We start from the raw sequence: 13,901 nt of genomic DNA, 5'->3' as shown, positions 1-13,901 counted from the left end.
CGGCCCCCACCGTTGCGACCCCCCTAGCCGCGCTCGGCCCCCACCGCCGCGTCGTCCGCCGCCGCGTCGTCCGCCGCACGGTCGTCCGTCCCTGCGTCGTCCGTCCCCGGGTCGTCCGCCGCCGCTTCGTCCGTCCCCGCGCCGTCCGCCCCACGGTCGTCCCCTGCCGCGTCGTCCGCCGGCCGTTCCGGCTGCCAGGGCGCGCCCGGGACGACGAGGGGGCTGCCCGTCACCGGGTCCGGTACGACGACTGACTCCAGCCCGAACACCTCCCGCACCAGCTCCGCCGTGACCACCTCCGACGGGCGCCCGCGCGCGACGACGCGCCCCGCCTTCATCGCGATCAGGTGGTCCGCGTACCGCGCCGCCTGGTTGAGGTCGTGCAGGACGGCCACCACCGTGCGGCCGCGCTCGTGGTTGAGCTGGCGGACCAGGTCCAGCACCTCCACCTGGTGGGAGATGTCCAGGTATGTCGTCGGCTCGTCCAGCAGCAGCAGACCGGTCTCCTGCGCGAGTGCCATCGCGATCCAGACGCGCTGCCGCTGGCCGCCGGACAGCTCGTCCACCAGCCGGTCGGCGAGCGCCGTCACATCCGTGCGCTCCATCGCGTCGCCGACCGCGCGCTCGTCCTCGTCGGACCACTGCTGCCACCAGTGCTGATGCGGCTGGCGGCCGCGCGAGACGAGGTCGGCGACGGTGATCGCGTCGGGGGCGACCGGGGTCTGCGGGAGGAGGCCGACCGACTGGGCGATCTTCTTGGTGGGGATACGGGCGAGATCGGTCCCGTCGAGGAGGACGGCGCCGCCGCGCGGCTTGAGGAGACGGCCGAGGGCGCGCAGCAGGGTGGACTTGCCGCAGGCGTTGGGGCCGACGATGACCGTGACCTCGCCGTCGGGTATCACCAGGTCGAGGCCGTCCACGACGGTCCGGTCCTCATAGGCGAGGGTCAGTTCGCGGGCGGCGAGCCGGCCAAGGGTGGCCCCGGACGTGGATGGTGATGCGGTCATGCCGTGGTGCCTCCGTTGCGGCCGCTGCGGCCACGTCCCCCGGACGTCAGCAGCAGGTGGATCAGATACGGGGCGCCGACCGCGGCGGTCAGCACCCCCACCGGCAGTTCGGTCGGCGCGAACAGCTTGCGCGCCAGCAGATCGGCGGCGACGACGATGAACGCGCCGGTCAGCGCCGAGCACAGGAGCGGGATCTGCGCGGTACGGGTCATGCGGCGGGCGATCTGAGGGGCGAGCAGCGCCACGAAGTCGACCGGGCCCGCCGCGCCCGTCGCCATCGCGGCGAGGACGATGCCGAGGGTGGCGAGCCCGAGCCGTACCCGCCCGAGCCGTACGCCCAGCGCGGTCGCCGTGTCGTCGTCCATCGAGACGGTGCGCTGCGCCCGCGCCGCCCACAGGACGGCGGGCAGCAGGAACAGCAGCGCCCAGCCGAGCGGGGTGGCCTCGTCCCAGCCGCGCCCGTTGAGGGAACCGGTCATCCACACCTTGGCCTGCTGGGCGACGAGATAGTCGCCCTTGGTCAGGAACAGCTGGGTGATGGAGCGCAGCGCGACGGCGAACCCGATGCCGATGAGGACGAAACGGGTGGCCTGGAGGCCGCCGCGCCAGGCGAAGACGTAGACGAGGGCGGCGGCGGCCAGGCCGCCCGCGACGGAGACGTACGGCAGCACGCCGAAGGCCGTCACGCCGTACGTCATCGCCCCGACGGTGACCGCGCTCGCGCCCTGGGTGACGCCGATGATGTCGGGGCTGGCGAGCGGGTTGCGGGCCACGGTCTGGATGAGCGCGCCCGCGACGCCGAAGGCCGCGCCGACCAGGAGGCCGAGGGTCATGCGGGGGAGCCGGAGGGTGCCGACGACGAGGTCGTTCGGGGTGGGCTGCCCGATGCCGTACTGGGTGTGCAGGACGGCCTTCACGGCGTCGGCGGGGCCGATGAGGCTTTCGCCGAGGCACAGGTACGCGACGCTCACGGCCGCCGTGGCGGCGGCCAGCGCGAGCGCGACGACGGCGGCGCGGCGGTGCAGCAGGAACGAGGCGCGGCGGCCGGTGCGCAGGAGGCCGTAGCCGACGGGACGGGCGGGGCGGGCGGGACGGGCGGTTCGTTCCGCAACGCCGCTCTCGGCCGGGCTCATGCCGTCACCGTCCTGCGCCGCACCAGCGTGACCAGGAACGGGACGCCGATCAGGGCCGTCATGACGCCCGCCGGGACCTCGCTCGGGGGGAAGACGAGACGGCCCACCACGTCCGATATCAGCAGCATCACCGGGCCGATGAGGGCGGCCATCGGGAGCACCCAGCGGTGGTCCGTCCCCACCACCGCGCGCGCGAGGTGCGGGACCGCGAGGCCGACGAAGGCGATCGGGCCCGCGGCGGCGACGCCGACGCCGGTGAGGACCGTGGCGCCGAGGCCCGCGAGGACGCGGACGACGGCGATGTTCTGGCCGAGCCCCTTCGCGACGTCCTCGCCGAGTGCCAGCGCGTCCAGACCGCGGGCGACCGCGGCCACCAGCACCGTGCCCACCAGCAGGAACGGCCAGATCTGGCTGACGATCTCGGCGTCGCGCCCCGCGAGTGAGCCGATCTGCCAGAACCGGAACTCGTCCAGCGCCGCGGCCTTCGTCGTCAGCACGCCCGAGGTGATGGACACCAGCAGGGCGTTGACGGCGGCCCCGGCGAGCGCGAGCTTGACCGGGCTCGCGCCGCCCCGCCCGCTGGCGGCGATGGCGTAGACGGCGACCGAGGCGAGGCCCGCGCCCGCGAAGGCGAACCACACGTACCCGGTGAGCGTGTGCACCCCGGCGAAGGCGATCGCGAGGACGACCCCGACCGAGGCGCCCTGGCTGATGCCGAGCACACCGGGGTCGGCGATCGGGTTGCGGGTGACGCCCTGCATCACGGTGCCCGCCAGGGCGAGCGCCGCGCCGACCATCAGGCCGACGACGGTACGCGGCAGCCGCAGCGACCGTACGATGTCGGCCGCGTCGCTCGTGCCCCCGTGCAGCAGCGCGTCCAGGACCTGGCTCGGCGCGATCTGGCGGCTGCCGAGGGCGAGGCTGAGCAGCACCGCGAAGAGGAGGGCGACGACGGCCGCGGTCGTCCAGCCGATGCGGCGCCGGACCAACGCGGCTCTGGGACTTCGGCTGCTGGTCCGGTCGGCAGACATCGCTTCCGTTCGCTCGTTCGGTTCTCGCGCGTGAGGTCGTCGTAGGTTAGGCGAGGCTAAGTGTATGCAAGGGCCAGGCACAATGACGGGCATGGCTTCGCACCTCGCACCGAACACCGCAACGAACACCGCAACAAGCACCGCACCGAGCACCGCAACAAGCACCGCACCGAGCACCGCGACAAGCACTGCGCCGAGCACCGCTTCGGGCACCGCACCGAGCACCGCTTCGGGCACCGCACCGAGCACGCGGACCCTGACCGTCGGCTTCGACCTCGACATGACGCTCATCGACTCGCGCCCCGGCATCAAGGCCGCCTACGAGGAGCTGTCCGCCCGGACCGGAACCCCCATCGACGCCGAACTCGCCATCACCCGGCTCGGCCCGCCGCTGGAGCAGGAGCTGGCGCACTGGTTCCCGGACGAGCGGATCGAGGAGATGGGCGATCTGTACCGGGAGCTGTACCCGGAGTTCGCGATCGCCCCGACCCTCGCCATGCGCGGCGCCCGGGAGGCGATGGCGGCGGTGCGGCGGGCCGGCGGGCGCGCCATCGTCGTCACGGCGAAGCACGAGCCGAACGCCGAGCTGCACCTGAGCCATCTGGGCATCGAGGCGGACGCGGTCATCGGCTGGCTGTGGGCGGAGGCCAAGGCGGAGGCGCTGCGCGAGTACGGGGCGTCGGTGTACGTCGGGGACCACACCGGTGACGTACGGGGCGCGCGGACGGCGGAGGCGCTGTCGGTGGCGGTCGCCACCGGGCCGTGCGCCGCGGAGGAACTGCGCGAGGCGGGGGCGGATGTCGTGCTGGACGACCTGACCGCGTTCCCGGCGTGGCTGGAGGGCCACACCGCGGCGTGACCCCGCGCCGGGGGCCGATGCCCCCGTTATGACCCGTTACGTTATGACCCGTTACGCGCGACCCGCGCGGCGTCCCGCCGCTGCGCCGCGATCGACCGCAGCATCCCGGCCGCCGCGAGCGCGAAGCCGACGCCCATCAGCATGCACACGAAGTACGCCGCCGACGGCAGCGGATCGGCGCCCAGGAACAGGGGCGCGACGGTGGCGAGGGTGGCGACCGCGCCGACGGCGAAGACGATCACGCCGATGCGTACGAGCCGGTCGCCGGGCGCGCTCTCACCGGTTCCACGGTGCGGGGTTTCGTTGCTCACCGCTCCAGGGTAGATCGGTGCCAGAGCGCGCATACCAACCACCCGGAACCACCCGGGTACGTCTTGTCACCAGGCTCGGGACCATTAGCCTTGGTGGTGGCGGGTCTTACGACCCGCTGTAGTGCTATCCAGAGCTGTTTTTCCGTGTTTTCCGACGAGCGACGAGGACGAGGACAGACGTGCCTACCGGCAAGGTCAAGTGGTTCAACAGTGAGAAGGGCTTCGGCTTTCTCTCCCGCGATGACGGCGGTGACGTCTTCGTGCACTCGTCGGTGCTTCCGGACGGCGTGGACGCGCTGAAGCCGGGGCAGCGCGTTGAATTCGGTGTTGTGGCGGGAAATCGCGGTGACCAGGCACTTTCGGTGACGCTTCTCGACCCGGCGCCGTCCGTGGCGGCCGCTCAGCGGCGTAAGCCGGATGAGCTGGCTTCGATCGTCCAGGATTTGACCACGCTGCTGGAGAACGTGACGCAGCAGCTGGAGCGGGGCCGTTATCCCGACAAGACGCATGGCCACAAGATCGCGGGGATGCTGCGGGCGGTGGCCGATCAGCTCGATGTCTGAGCCGCAAGCTGTCTGAGCCGTAAGCTCTCCGAGGCGTAAGCGCCGGTAAGCGAGCGAACGTAAAAGCGAACGGAATTACGCGAATTCCAGCGCGTCCGGGCCGAGGGGCGGTACGAGTCCCTCGGCCGCCGCGCGCGTGAGCAGCCCGCGCACCGCCGCGTAACCGTCCTCGCCCAGGTCCGCGGTGAACTCGTTCACGTACAGCCCGATGTGCTGGTCCGCCACGCGCGGGTCCATCTCCTGGGCGTTCTCCAGGACATACGGACGCGACGCCTCCGGGTCGTCCCATGCCATCCGGACCGACGTACGAATCGTCTCGGCCAGCTCCCGCAGCCGCTCCGCGCCCAGCGAGCGCTTGGCGATGATCGCGCCGAGCGGGATGGGCAGCCCGGTGGTCAGCTCCCAGTGCTCGCCCATGTCAGCCAGGCAGTGCAGCCCGTAATTCTGATAGGTGAACCGGGCTTCGTGGATGACGAGTCCGGCGTCGACCAGGCCGTCCCGTACCGCGGGCATGATCTCGTGGAACGGCAGCACCCGGATCTCCCCGACCCCGCCCGGCACCTCGGCGGCGGCCCACAGCCGGAAGAGCAGATACGCGGTCGAACGCTCGCTCGGCACCGCGACCGTCTTCCCCGCGAGATCCTTCGCCGCGCCCGGTTCCCTGGTGAGCACGAGCGGGCCGCAGCCGCGCCCGAGCGCCCCGCCGCACGGCAGCAGCGCGTACTCGTCCAGCACCCAGGGCAGCACCGCGTACGACACCTTCAGCACGTCGGACTCGCCGCGCTCGGCCATCCCGTTGGTGATGTCGATGTCGGCGAACGTGACGTCCGGTGCGGGCGCGCCCGGGATCCGGCCGTGGGCCCAGGCGTCGAAGACGAAGGTGTCGTTCGGGCAGGGCGAGTAGGAGATCGTGAGCGGCTGGGCTGCCGACGGGGTTTCTGCCGACGGGGTCACTGCTGGCTTCCTTCCAAATCCAAGTCCAAGGCCACGTCCGGGGCCGGGGTGCGGAGGGCGGTGGCGAGGGTGGGCACGGCCCGCCCGAACGCCTCCGCCAGCGCTTCCAGCGCCTCGCCGATGCGCCAGGCCGCCCGGTCGCGCGGGCCGACCGGGTTGGAGACGGCCCGCACCTCCAGTACGGGCACGGACTGGGCGGCGGCCGCCTCGGCCACCCCGAAGCCCTCCATCGCCTCGGCGGCGGCGCGCGGATGGCGCCGCAGCAGCGCGGCCGCCCGCTCGGCGCTGCCGGTCACGGTCGACACGGTGAGCACGGTGCCGCGTACCGCCCCGGTCGCCCCGGCGACGGTGGCGACGAGCGCGGGCGGCGGGCGGTGTTCGGCGGTTCCGAAGCCGAGTTCGGTGACGGCGGCGAAGCCGTCGGGGGTCTCGGCCCCCAGGTCGGCGGCGACGACGGCCTCGGCGACCACGACGGAGCCCAGCGGGGCGCGGGGCGCGAATCCGCCGCCGATACCGGCCGACACGGCGAGGTCGTACGGGGCCGCTCGGACGGCGGCGACGGTCAGCGCGGTGGCGGTCCCGGCCGCCGCCGCGGCCGGGCCGACCCCGGCGGCCACCACATCGACGGTGAGCGGTGGCCCGTCGGGGCCTCCCACGTCCAGCCGGTGCAGCACCCCGCCCGGCACGGCGACTTCGGTGACTTCCGCGGGGTCAGCCGTACCGCGTACCACGGCGTCCCGTTCCGCGGGTACGGCGGTGACGATGAGTACGCGCATCAGCGCCTCCCGGCTGTCGTGCCGCGAACCAGGTCAACGGGGTGAAGGGACGTCAGCTGTCCCGTTCGAGCTTGAAGCGCCAGATGCCCTTCACGCCCTGGGTGCCGTCGCCGAGCTGGGCGACGGTGATGGTGACGCTCTTGGACATGGTGGTCTGCCCGGTCTGCGGGTTCTGCTGCGCGAAGAGCGTGTCGCTGTCGAAGCTGCGGTACGTCTCCTTGCTCGCCTCGGCCATGACCGGGTTGTTGGCGATCAGACCCCAGCTGGAGTCGGCGATCTCCGGGTCCACCCCGATCCGCACCTTGTCCCCGGCGCCCACCTTGACGGTCTCGGCGGGCTTGGCGGACAGGCACTTCTTGAACGTGCCGGAGCCGAGGTTCTTCCCGTCGCCGAAGCAGCCCTTGCTCGCTTCCGCCGTCACGGTGCTCGAACCGACCGTCACCGTCGCGAGCGGAGTCGGCTTGTCGCAGGCGGAGAGGGCGATGAGCCCGAGGGCAACGGCGCAGGCGGCGGTGGTGGCGCGGCGGCCCTTGCCCCTGGAAAACAGCGCAGCGGTCATGCGGGCAGGCTATCGGGCCCTTCCGGCCGCCCGGCGCCGGGGTGGCGCATTCGCGGCGCCCGGCCACACCGGCCCGTACGGACCCACGCCCGCCCGTACGGACCGGGGGCGTCACGCCGCCCGTACGGACCGGGGGCGTCACGCCGCCCGTACGGACCGGGGGCGTCACGCCACCCGCGGGTGCGCGGCGGTTCCCCGGGCCGCGGACAGCAGCCCCCGGACGCTCACGGCAGCGCCCAGGGCGATCATCGCCGCGGCGGCCGCCATGCCCACCACCCCGCCCAGGGGCAGCGAGATGCCCACCGCGCCGCCGACCACCCACGCCATCTGCAGGGTGGTCTCGGAGCGGGAGAACGCCGACGTGCGGACCTCTTCCGGTACGTCCCGCTGGATCAGCGCGTCCAGCGACAGCTTGCCCAGCGCCAGCGAGATGCCCGCGGCCGCGGCCACGGCGGCGACCGTCACCGTGCCGTACAGCACCGCCGCGAAGACGGTCACGCCGAGGGCCGAGGTCAGCACCACGGCGATGATCCGCTCCGGGCCGCGCGCCCGCAGCCAGGCGCCGATCGCTGTGCCCAGCGCGTTGCCGCCGCCCGCCGCGACCGCGACCAGGCCGAGCGAGAACTCGGGGGACAGCCCGCCCACCGGATGCTCGCGGAGCAGGAACGCGAGGTAGAGGGTGAGGAATCCGGACAGCGCCTTGAGCGAGGCGCAGGCCTGAAGGGCGTGCAGGACGGACGGGCCGACCGTCCGCAGCCCGGGTTTCTTGCCACGCCCGGCCCACCCCCCGGCGAGCCCCCCGCCGAACCACCGCCCGAACCCGCCGAACCACCGCCCGGCGCCGCTGAGCCCGGCGCCGCCGAACGGCCCACCGTCGCCGAACGGCCCACCGTCGCCGAACCGCCCGCCGCCGAACGGCCCGCCGCCCGGGCCCGGGTTCGCCGTGCCGCCCGGTTTCGGGTCGGCGACCGTCACCACCTTCGGCGCCTTCGCGGCGGGCACCGCCTTCGGCGCCGCCGCGCGGTGCCCGAAGTGGTGATCGCCCGACGTCAGCCGCGCCTTGGCCTCGCCCTTCGACGAATCCACCTTGTGCGGCAGGGTGAAGGACAGGAACGCCCCGCCCATGAAGATCACGAACGCCCCGTACAGCGGCCAGCCCGGCCCCAGCTGATGCAGCCCGGCGCCCACCGGGGCCGCCGCGCCGGTCGCCAGCAGCCCGGCCAGGGTCACCCGGGAGTTCGCCTTGACCAGCGAGAAGCGGGGCGGCAGCAGCCGCGGCACGACGGCCGATCTGACGACCCCGTACCCCTTGGACGCCACCAGCACGCCCAGTGCCGCCGGATACAGCTCCAGGCCGCCGCCCACCACCGCGCCCGCCATGGTCAGCGCGAGCAGCGCGCGGGTCAGCATCGAGCCCGCCATCGCCGCGCGGCGGCCGTGCGGGATACGGTCCAGCAGCGGGCCGACCACGGGCGCGAGCACGGCGAACGGGGCCAGCGTGATCGCCAGGTAGAGGGCGACCCGGCCGCGCGCCTCGTCCGTCGGCACCGAGAAGAAGACCGTCGAGGCGAGCGCGACAGTGATCAGCATGTCACCGGCCGAGTTGACCGCGTGCAGCTCGATCAGCTTGCCGAGCCCGGACTCGCCCGCCCCGTGGGCGTGGGTGGCCCGCCGGATGCCGCGGCCGGTCGCGGTGAACGGCAGATGGAGCGCGCGGCCGAGCAGGCGGCCCGATCGTCTGATCGGACCGCCGTCGTGGAACCGCATGCCTGCCACCCGACCATGGTGCCGCCAAGCCGCCCGCAACGTGAGACCTACGACGGCTTTCCAGCCATGACTCCCTCTTCTTCCACCCGCGTAAACCCTTCTGGCCAGCGGAAACGACCATCCGGCGGGTGGGTGCACGAACGCCGGACATGAGACGGGGGTGGGGGCGGCGCGGCCGGACAAGGTAGCGTGCGTTACGCGCCATCCACGGTCGTTCCTGGCCATGCGCCGAGTCGCCATCCCGCAGAATGGGACGTACAAGGTGCGCCCGAGGCCGGATCGGGTGCGGACGTCGACGCGGTCCTACGGTCCGCTCCGTCCGCAGTCCCGCCGTCCGGCCGTACGGCTGGCGCACTCGTCAGACGACGGCTGAGACGGCGTGGAAGAGAGAATCGATCCTGTGAGTGCTGCGATGCGGAGCCGTACCCCCGACCGCCTGTGCGCCGAGGCGGTCGAACTCGCCCGCGAGGCGGCGGCGGAAGCGGCCCACCCGGGGACGGTCGGCGAGCACGTGGACGCGATCGCCGAGGGCGACCGCGTCGTCACGCATTTCTTCGAGAGCGCCGAGGCGGGCTATCGCGGCTGGCGCTGGGCGGTCACCGTCACCCGTGCCTCCCGCGCGAAGATCGTCACCCTGGCCGAGACCGTGCTGCTCCCCGGCCCCGACGCGCTGCTCGCGCCGGAGTGGGTGCCGTGGAGCGAGCGGCTGCGCCCCGGCGACATGGGCCCGGGGGATCTGCTCCCCACCGAGGCCGACGACCTGCGCCTGGAGCCCGGCTACTCGGGCGAGGACGTCCCGCCGCCCAACTCCGCCGTCTCCGAGGAGATGCAGCAGCTCGCGGCGGTGGAGGAGGCCGATGTGACGGCCGGTCCGCCGTCCGCCCAGTCGGCCGTGCCCCGCACCGGCACCATCGCGGCCCTCGCCGAGGAGCTGGGCATGCGCCGCGCCCGGGTGCTGTCCCGCTACGGGCTGCACGTCGCCGCCGACCGCTGGGACGAGGCGTACGGCGCCAAGTCCTCGATGGCGCAGGCGGCCCCCGGCACGTGCGTGACCTGCGGCTTCCTGATGCCCCTCGCGGGCTCGCTGAAGCAGGCGTTCGGTGTGTGCGCCAATGAGTTCAGCCCGGCGGACGGCCGGGTCGTCTCCCTGGCGTACGGCTGCGGCGCCCACTCCGAGGCGGCCGTCATGCCCAAGCCCCCGCGCCCGGCCGCGCCGGTGGTCGACGAGACGGTCGTCGAACCGATGCCCCTCCACCCGGACCGCACCGGCGGCTCCGTGGAGCCGGACGCCCCGGCGGAGGAGCTGGGCCACTCCTGAGCCCCAGGGGACGACCGGCGCCCGCGCCGGTTGTCCCGTCGTACCGGTCGCGCCCGTCGCGCCCGTCACACCTGCCCGCCCCGCCGGCCCCGCCGCGTTGGCCATGATCGCCGCGTTCGCCTCGCTTGCCGCGGGAGGGCGGGACGCGTGCGTGCCCGCGATGGGGGTACGTTCGCGGTCTAGCAATGTGGAATGTGGGGGCACCCACAGGACCCGGAGGCGATACGTGAGCAGCACGGCGATGGTGCGAGGCGCGACCGAGGACGTGGACCCCTTCGGGACCGCGCGGCTGCGGCGCGGCGTGCTGGACGCCTGGGCCGCGTCGCCCGCCCGCTTCCGGGAGGACGCCAACGCGGAGGAGGACCTGGCGCTCGGCGGCCACCGCGACCGGCTGGTCGTGGAGCTGGCCCAGAACGCGGCCGACGCCGCCGCCCGCATCGGCGCCCCCGGGCGGCTGCGGCTGACGCTGCGCCCGGCGACCGACGGCGAACCGGCCGTGCTGGTCGCCGCCAACACCGGCGCCTCGCTGGACGCCGCCGGGGCCGAGTCGCTGTCCACGCTGCGCGCGTCCGCCAAGCGGGACGAGGACCCGGGGCGCGCCGTGGGCCGGTTCGGCGTCGGCTTCGCGGCGGTGCTCGCGGTGAGCGACGAGCCCGCGGTCGTGGGCCGTTCGGGCGGGGTGCGCTGGTCGCTGGCGGAGGCCCGCGAACTGGCCCACAAGGCGGCGCTGCGCAGCCCCGGCCTCGCCGACGAGCTGCGCCGCCGCGACGGTCACGTACCGCTGCTGCGGCTGCCGCTGCCCGCCGAGGGCTCCGCGCCCGAGGGGTACGACACGGTCGTGGTGCTGCCGCTGCGCGACGGCGCCGCGCTGGACGTGGCGGAGCGGCTGCTGGCGGCGGTGGACGACGCGCTGCTGCTGACCCTGCCGGGGCTGGCCGAGGTCGTGGTCGAGACGGCCGAGGGCGTACGGACGCTGCGGCGCCGCGAGGAGGGCCCGTACGCGGTCATCGAGGACGAGACCGACGAGACCGGCAAGACCGGCAAGACCGGCAAGAGCGACGCGGGCGACACGGGCGACTGGAGCGGCGCGGCCGGGGGCGCCAAGGACCGCCGTACGACGCGCTGGCGCACCGAGCGCGCGAGCGGCCGCCTGGACCCGGAACTGCTCTCCGACCGCCCGGTGGAGGAGCGGCTGCGCCCGGTGTGGTCGGTGACCTGGGCGGTGCCGGTGGACGCCGAGGGCGCGCCGGTGCGGCCCGCGACGGCGCCGGTCGTGCACGCGCCGACGCCGACCGACGAGCCGCTGGGGCTGCCCGCGCTGCTGATCGCCTCGTTCCCGCTGGAGCCGACCCGCCGTCACACCGCGCCCGGCCCGCTCACCGGATTCCTGGTGGAGCGCGCGGCCGAGGCGTACGCGACGCTGCTGCGCGACTGGCATCCGGTGGGGACGGGCACGATCGGCCTGGTCCCGGGCCCGCTGGGCAAGGGCGAGCTGGACGGGGAGCTGCGGGCGCGGGTGCTGGAGCGGCTGCCGCGGGTGCCGTTCCTGCCGAGCGCGGCGGCGCCGGACACGCTCGAACCGGAGGCGGCGGCGCCGGACGCGGACGCGGGCCTCGGCTGGGACGCCGCGATCCTCGCGCGCGGCACCTTCGAGGGCGAGCCGTACGCGCTGCGCCCCCGGGACGCGGAGATCGTGGAGGGGGCGGGCGCGGAGACCGTGGAGGTGCTGGCCGAGCTGTTCCCGACGCTGCTGCCCGCCGGGCTCGAGCGGCGGCAGGAGCTGCGGGTGCTGGACGTGGCCCGGGTGCCGCTGGGCGAGGTGATCGACCGGCTGGCGGGCGTCGAGCGCGCCCCGGTCTGGTGGCGGCGGCTGTACGACGCGCTGGCCGGTACGGACCCGGACCGGCTGAGCGGCCTGCCTGTGCCGCTGGCGGACGGCCGGACGACGATCGGGCCCCGGCAGGTGCTGCTGCCGCTGCCGGGCGACGTAGACGGAGGGGACGGCGGGACCGGCACGGAAGGCGGGGGTGAGGGCGGCGAGGGCTCGGCGGGCGAGACCCACCGCACCCTGGCCCGCCTCGGCCTGAAGGTCGCGCATCCGGAGGCCGCGCATCCGCTGCTGGAGAAGCTGGGCGCGACCCCCGCCACCCCGCGCGCGGTGCTGACCACCCCGCAGGTGCGGGCCGCCGTCGCGCATTCGCTGGAGGCGGAGGACGACTACGACCCGTTCGCGGAGGAGGGCGCGGCGCCCGGCGCCGCGCTGGACCCGGACACCCTGGCCGACACGGTGCTCGGCCTCGTCCAGCAGGCCCGGCTGGCGCCCGGCGACGAGCCGTGGCTGGCCGCGCTCGCGCTGCCGGACGAGGACGGCGAGCTGGCGCCCGCCGGTGAACTGGTCTTCCCCGGCGGCGCCTTCGAACAGGTGATGCGGGAGGGCGAGCTGGCCGCGTGCGACGCGGACCTCGCCGAGCGCTGGGGCGAGGAGCCGCTGGCCGCGGTCGGCGTGCTGGCCGGTTTCACCCTGGTCCGGGCGACCGACGTGGTGCTGGATCCGGACGAACTGGAACCGCGCGAGGGCGACTTCGCCGAGCCGGACGACGTCGGCGTGCTGGACGCCGTGGACGTGTGGTGCGAGGACGCGCTGGACCGGCTGCCGGAGACCCCGGTGCCGCCGGTGGCCACCGAGATCGTCGCCGTGCGCGACCTGGACCTGGTGGACGACGACGCCTGGCCGCGCGCCCTGGCCATGCTCGCGCTGCCGCCGCTGCGTGACGCCCTGACCGCGCCGGTGCGGGTGCTGCTGCCGGACGGCACGACGGAGTCGGTGCGCTCGTACACCGCGTGGTGGCTGCGCGGCCACCCGGTGCTGGACGGCCGCCGCCCCGCCGGGCTGCGTGCGGCCGGCGGCGATCCGCTGCTGGCCGGGCTGTACGAGGCGGTGGACGCGGCCGGGTTCGAGGACGAGCAGGTGCTGCGGGCGCTCGGCGTACGGACCTCCGTGGCGGCGCTGCTGGACGAGCCGGGCGGCGCGGCCGAGCTGCTGGCACGGCTGGCCGACCCGGACCGCCCGGTGACCCCGGCCCAGCTGCACGCGCTCTACGGCCTGCTGGCGGACCTCGACCCCGAGCAGGTGACCCTGCCGGACGAGCTGCGCGCCGTGGTGGACGGCGAGCCGCGGGTGGTCGACGCGGACGGGGTGCTGGTCGCCGACGCGCCGGACCTGATGCCGCTGGCCGAGGCGGACGGCCGCGCCCTGCTGCCGGTGCGTCCGGCGCGGGCGGCGGAGCTGGCGGAGCTGTTCCAGGTACGGCGGCTGAGCGAGGCGTACCCGGCCCCGGTGACCTCGCAGGGCGAGACGCACGACGTCCCGGCGGCGGTCCGGGAGCTGCTTCCGGACGCGCCGCTGTCGTACGTCGAGCACGAGGAGCTGCTGATCGAGGGCGGCACCGAGCTGGACTGGCGCTATGTGAACGGCACGCTGCACGCCTCGACGGTGGAGGGCGTGGCGGCGGGCCTGTCCTGGGCGGCGGGCCACTGGGCCCGCCGCTTCGAGGTGGCGGCCCTCCTGGAGGACCTCACCCGCACCGAGGAACTGGCCCGGGCCCGCTGGTTCGACTAGGCAC

12 protein-coding genes are annotated in these 13,901 nt (G+C 74.6%); 4 read left to right on the top strand and 8 right to left on the bottom strand.

What is annotated here, in order from left to right:
- Positions 1–23 precede the first annotated feature (23 nt).
- Genes ACFZCY_RS00480 through ACFZCY_RS00470 form a run of 3 tightly spaced genes read right to left on the bottom strand, consistent with a single transcriptional unit; the run spans position 24 to position 3,171 of the window.
- Complete coding sequence (locus tag ACFZCY_RS00480) at positions 24–1,007, bottom strand: ATP-binding cassette domain-containing protein (RefSeq protein ID WP_391168257.1); 984 nt, start codon at positions 1,005–1,007, stop codon at positions 24–26.
- A complete protein-coding gene (locus ACFZCY_RS00475; RefSeq protein WP_391168255.1) occupies positions 1,004–2,140 on the bottom strand; it encodes an iron chelate uptake ABC transporter family permease subunit in 1,137 nt (378 codons plus the stop codon). Before ACFZCY_RS00475 ends, ACFZCY_RS00480 begins: the two co-directional genes overlap by 4 nt.
- On the bottom strand, positions 2,137–3,171 hold the full coding sequence (locus ACFZCY_RS00470) for an iron chelate uptake ABC transporter family permease subunit (protein ID WP_391168253.1): 1,035 nt from the start codon (positions 3,169–3,171) through the stop codon (positions 2,137–2,139). The genes ACFZCY_RS00475 and ACFZCY_RS00470 overlap by 4 nt, the downstream gene beginning before the upstream one ends.
- A 256-nt stretch (positions 3,172–3,427) precedes the next feature.
- Here ACFZCY_RS00470 and ACFZCY_RS00465 point away from each other — a divergent pair, with 256 nt between their 5' ends.
- Positions 3,428–4,030, top strand: a complete 603-nt coding sequence (locus ACFZCY_RS00465; RefSeq protein ID WP_391169348.1) for a haloacid dehalogenase-like hydrolase — start codon at positions 3,428–3,430, stop codon at positions 4,028–4,030.
- A gap of 41 nt (positions 4,031–4,071) precedes the next feature.
- Here ACFZCY_RS00465 and ACFZCY_RS00460 read toward each other — a convergent pair whose 3' ends face one another.
- Positions 4,072–4,341, bottom strand: coding sequence for a hypothetical protein (locus tag ACFZCY_RS00460; RefSeq protein ID WP_391168251.1), 270 nt, complete (start codon positions 4,339–4,341; stop codon positions 4,072–4,074).
- Between the two features lie 179 nt (positions 4,342–4,520).
- On the opposite strand from ACFZCY_RS00460, the gene ACFZCY_RS00455 reads away from it, so the two are divergent.
- A complete protein-coding gene (locus ACFZCY_RS00455) occupies positions 4,521–4,904 on the top strand; it encodes a cold shock domain-containing protein (protein ID WP_391168249.1) in 384 nt (127 codons plus the stop codon).
- Positions 4,905–4,979: 75 nt separating this feature from the next.
- Here ACFZCY_RS00455 and ACFZCY_RS00450 read toward each other — a convergent pair whose 3' ends face one another.
- The 4 genes from ACFZCY_RS00450 to ACFZCY_RS00435 all read right to left on the bottom strand — a co-directional run bounded on the left by ACFZCY_RS00450 (position 4,980) and on the right by ACFZCY_RS00435 (position 8,969).
- Positions 4,980–5,858: an MqnA/MqnD/SBP family protein gene (locus tag ACFZCY_RS00450; protein WP_391168248.1), complete on the bottom strand. Its 879-nt coding sequence runs from the start codon at positions 5,856–5,858 to the stop codon at positions 4,980–4,982.
- Complete coding sequence (locus ACFZCY_RS00445; protein ID WP_391168246.1) at positions 5,855–6,634, bottom strand: futalosine hydrolase; 780 nt, start codon at positions 6,632–6,634, stop codon at positions 5,855–5,857. The genes ACFZCY_RS00450 and ACFZCY_RS00445 overlap by 4 nt, the downstream gene beginning before the upstream one ends.
- 52 nt (positions 6,635–6,686) lie before the next feature.
- Positions 6,687–7,193 carry a hypothetical protein gene (locus ACFZCY_RS00440; RefSeq protein ID WP_361473285.1) on the bottom strand — a complete coding sequence of 169 codons (507 nt, stop codon included), beginning with the start codon at positions 7,191–7,193 and terminating at the stop codon, positions 6,687–6,689.
- 165 nt (positions 7,194–7,358) lie between these two features.
- Positions 7,359–8,969, bottom strand: coding sequence for a hypothetical protein (locus tag ACFZCY_RS00435; protein WP_391168245.1), 1,611 nt, complete (start codon positions 8,967–8,969; stop codon positions 7,359–7,361).
- 391 nt (positions 8,970–9,360) lie between these two features.
- Here ACFZCY_RS00435 and ACFZCY_RS00430 point away from each other — a divergent pair, with 391 nt between their 5' ends.
- Together ACFZCY_RS00430 and ACFZCY_RS00425 are read left to right on the top strand one after the other, a co-directional pair.
- Positions 9,361–10,278: a DUF3027 domain-containing protein gene (locus ACFZCY_RS00430; RefSeq protein WP_391168243.1), complete on the top strand. Its 918-nt coding sequence runs from the start codon at positions 9,361–9,363 to the stop codon at positions 10,276–10,278.
- Positions 10,279–10,519: 241 nt separating this feature from the next.
- Complete coding sequence (locus ACFZCY_RS00425) at positions 10,520–13,897, top strand: sacsin N-terminal ATP-binding-like domain-containing protein (RefSeq protein WP_391169347.1); 3,378 nt, start codon at positions 10,520–10,522, stop codon at positions 13,895–13,897.
- Positions 13,898–13,901: the final 4 nt, after the last annotated feature.

Origin of the sequence: Streptomyces sp. NPDC007983, assembly GCF_042958345.1 — a bacterium.
GTDB lineage: Bacteria > Actinomycetota > Actinomycetes > Streptomycetales > Streptomycetaceae > Streptomyces.
Note: the sequence above shows the minus strand (reverse complement) of the source record. Positions and strands in the feature narration are given on the sequence as shown.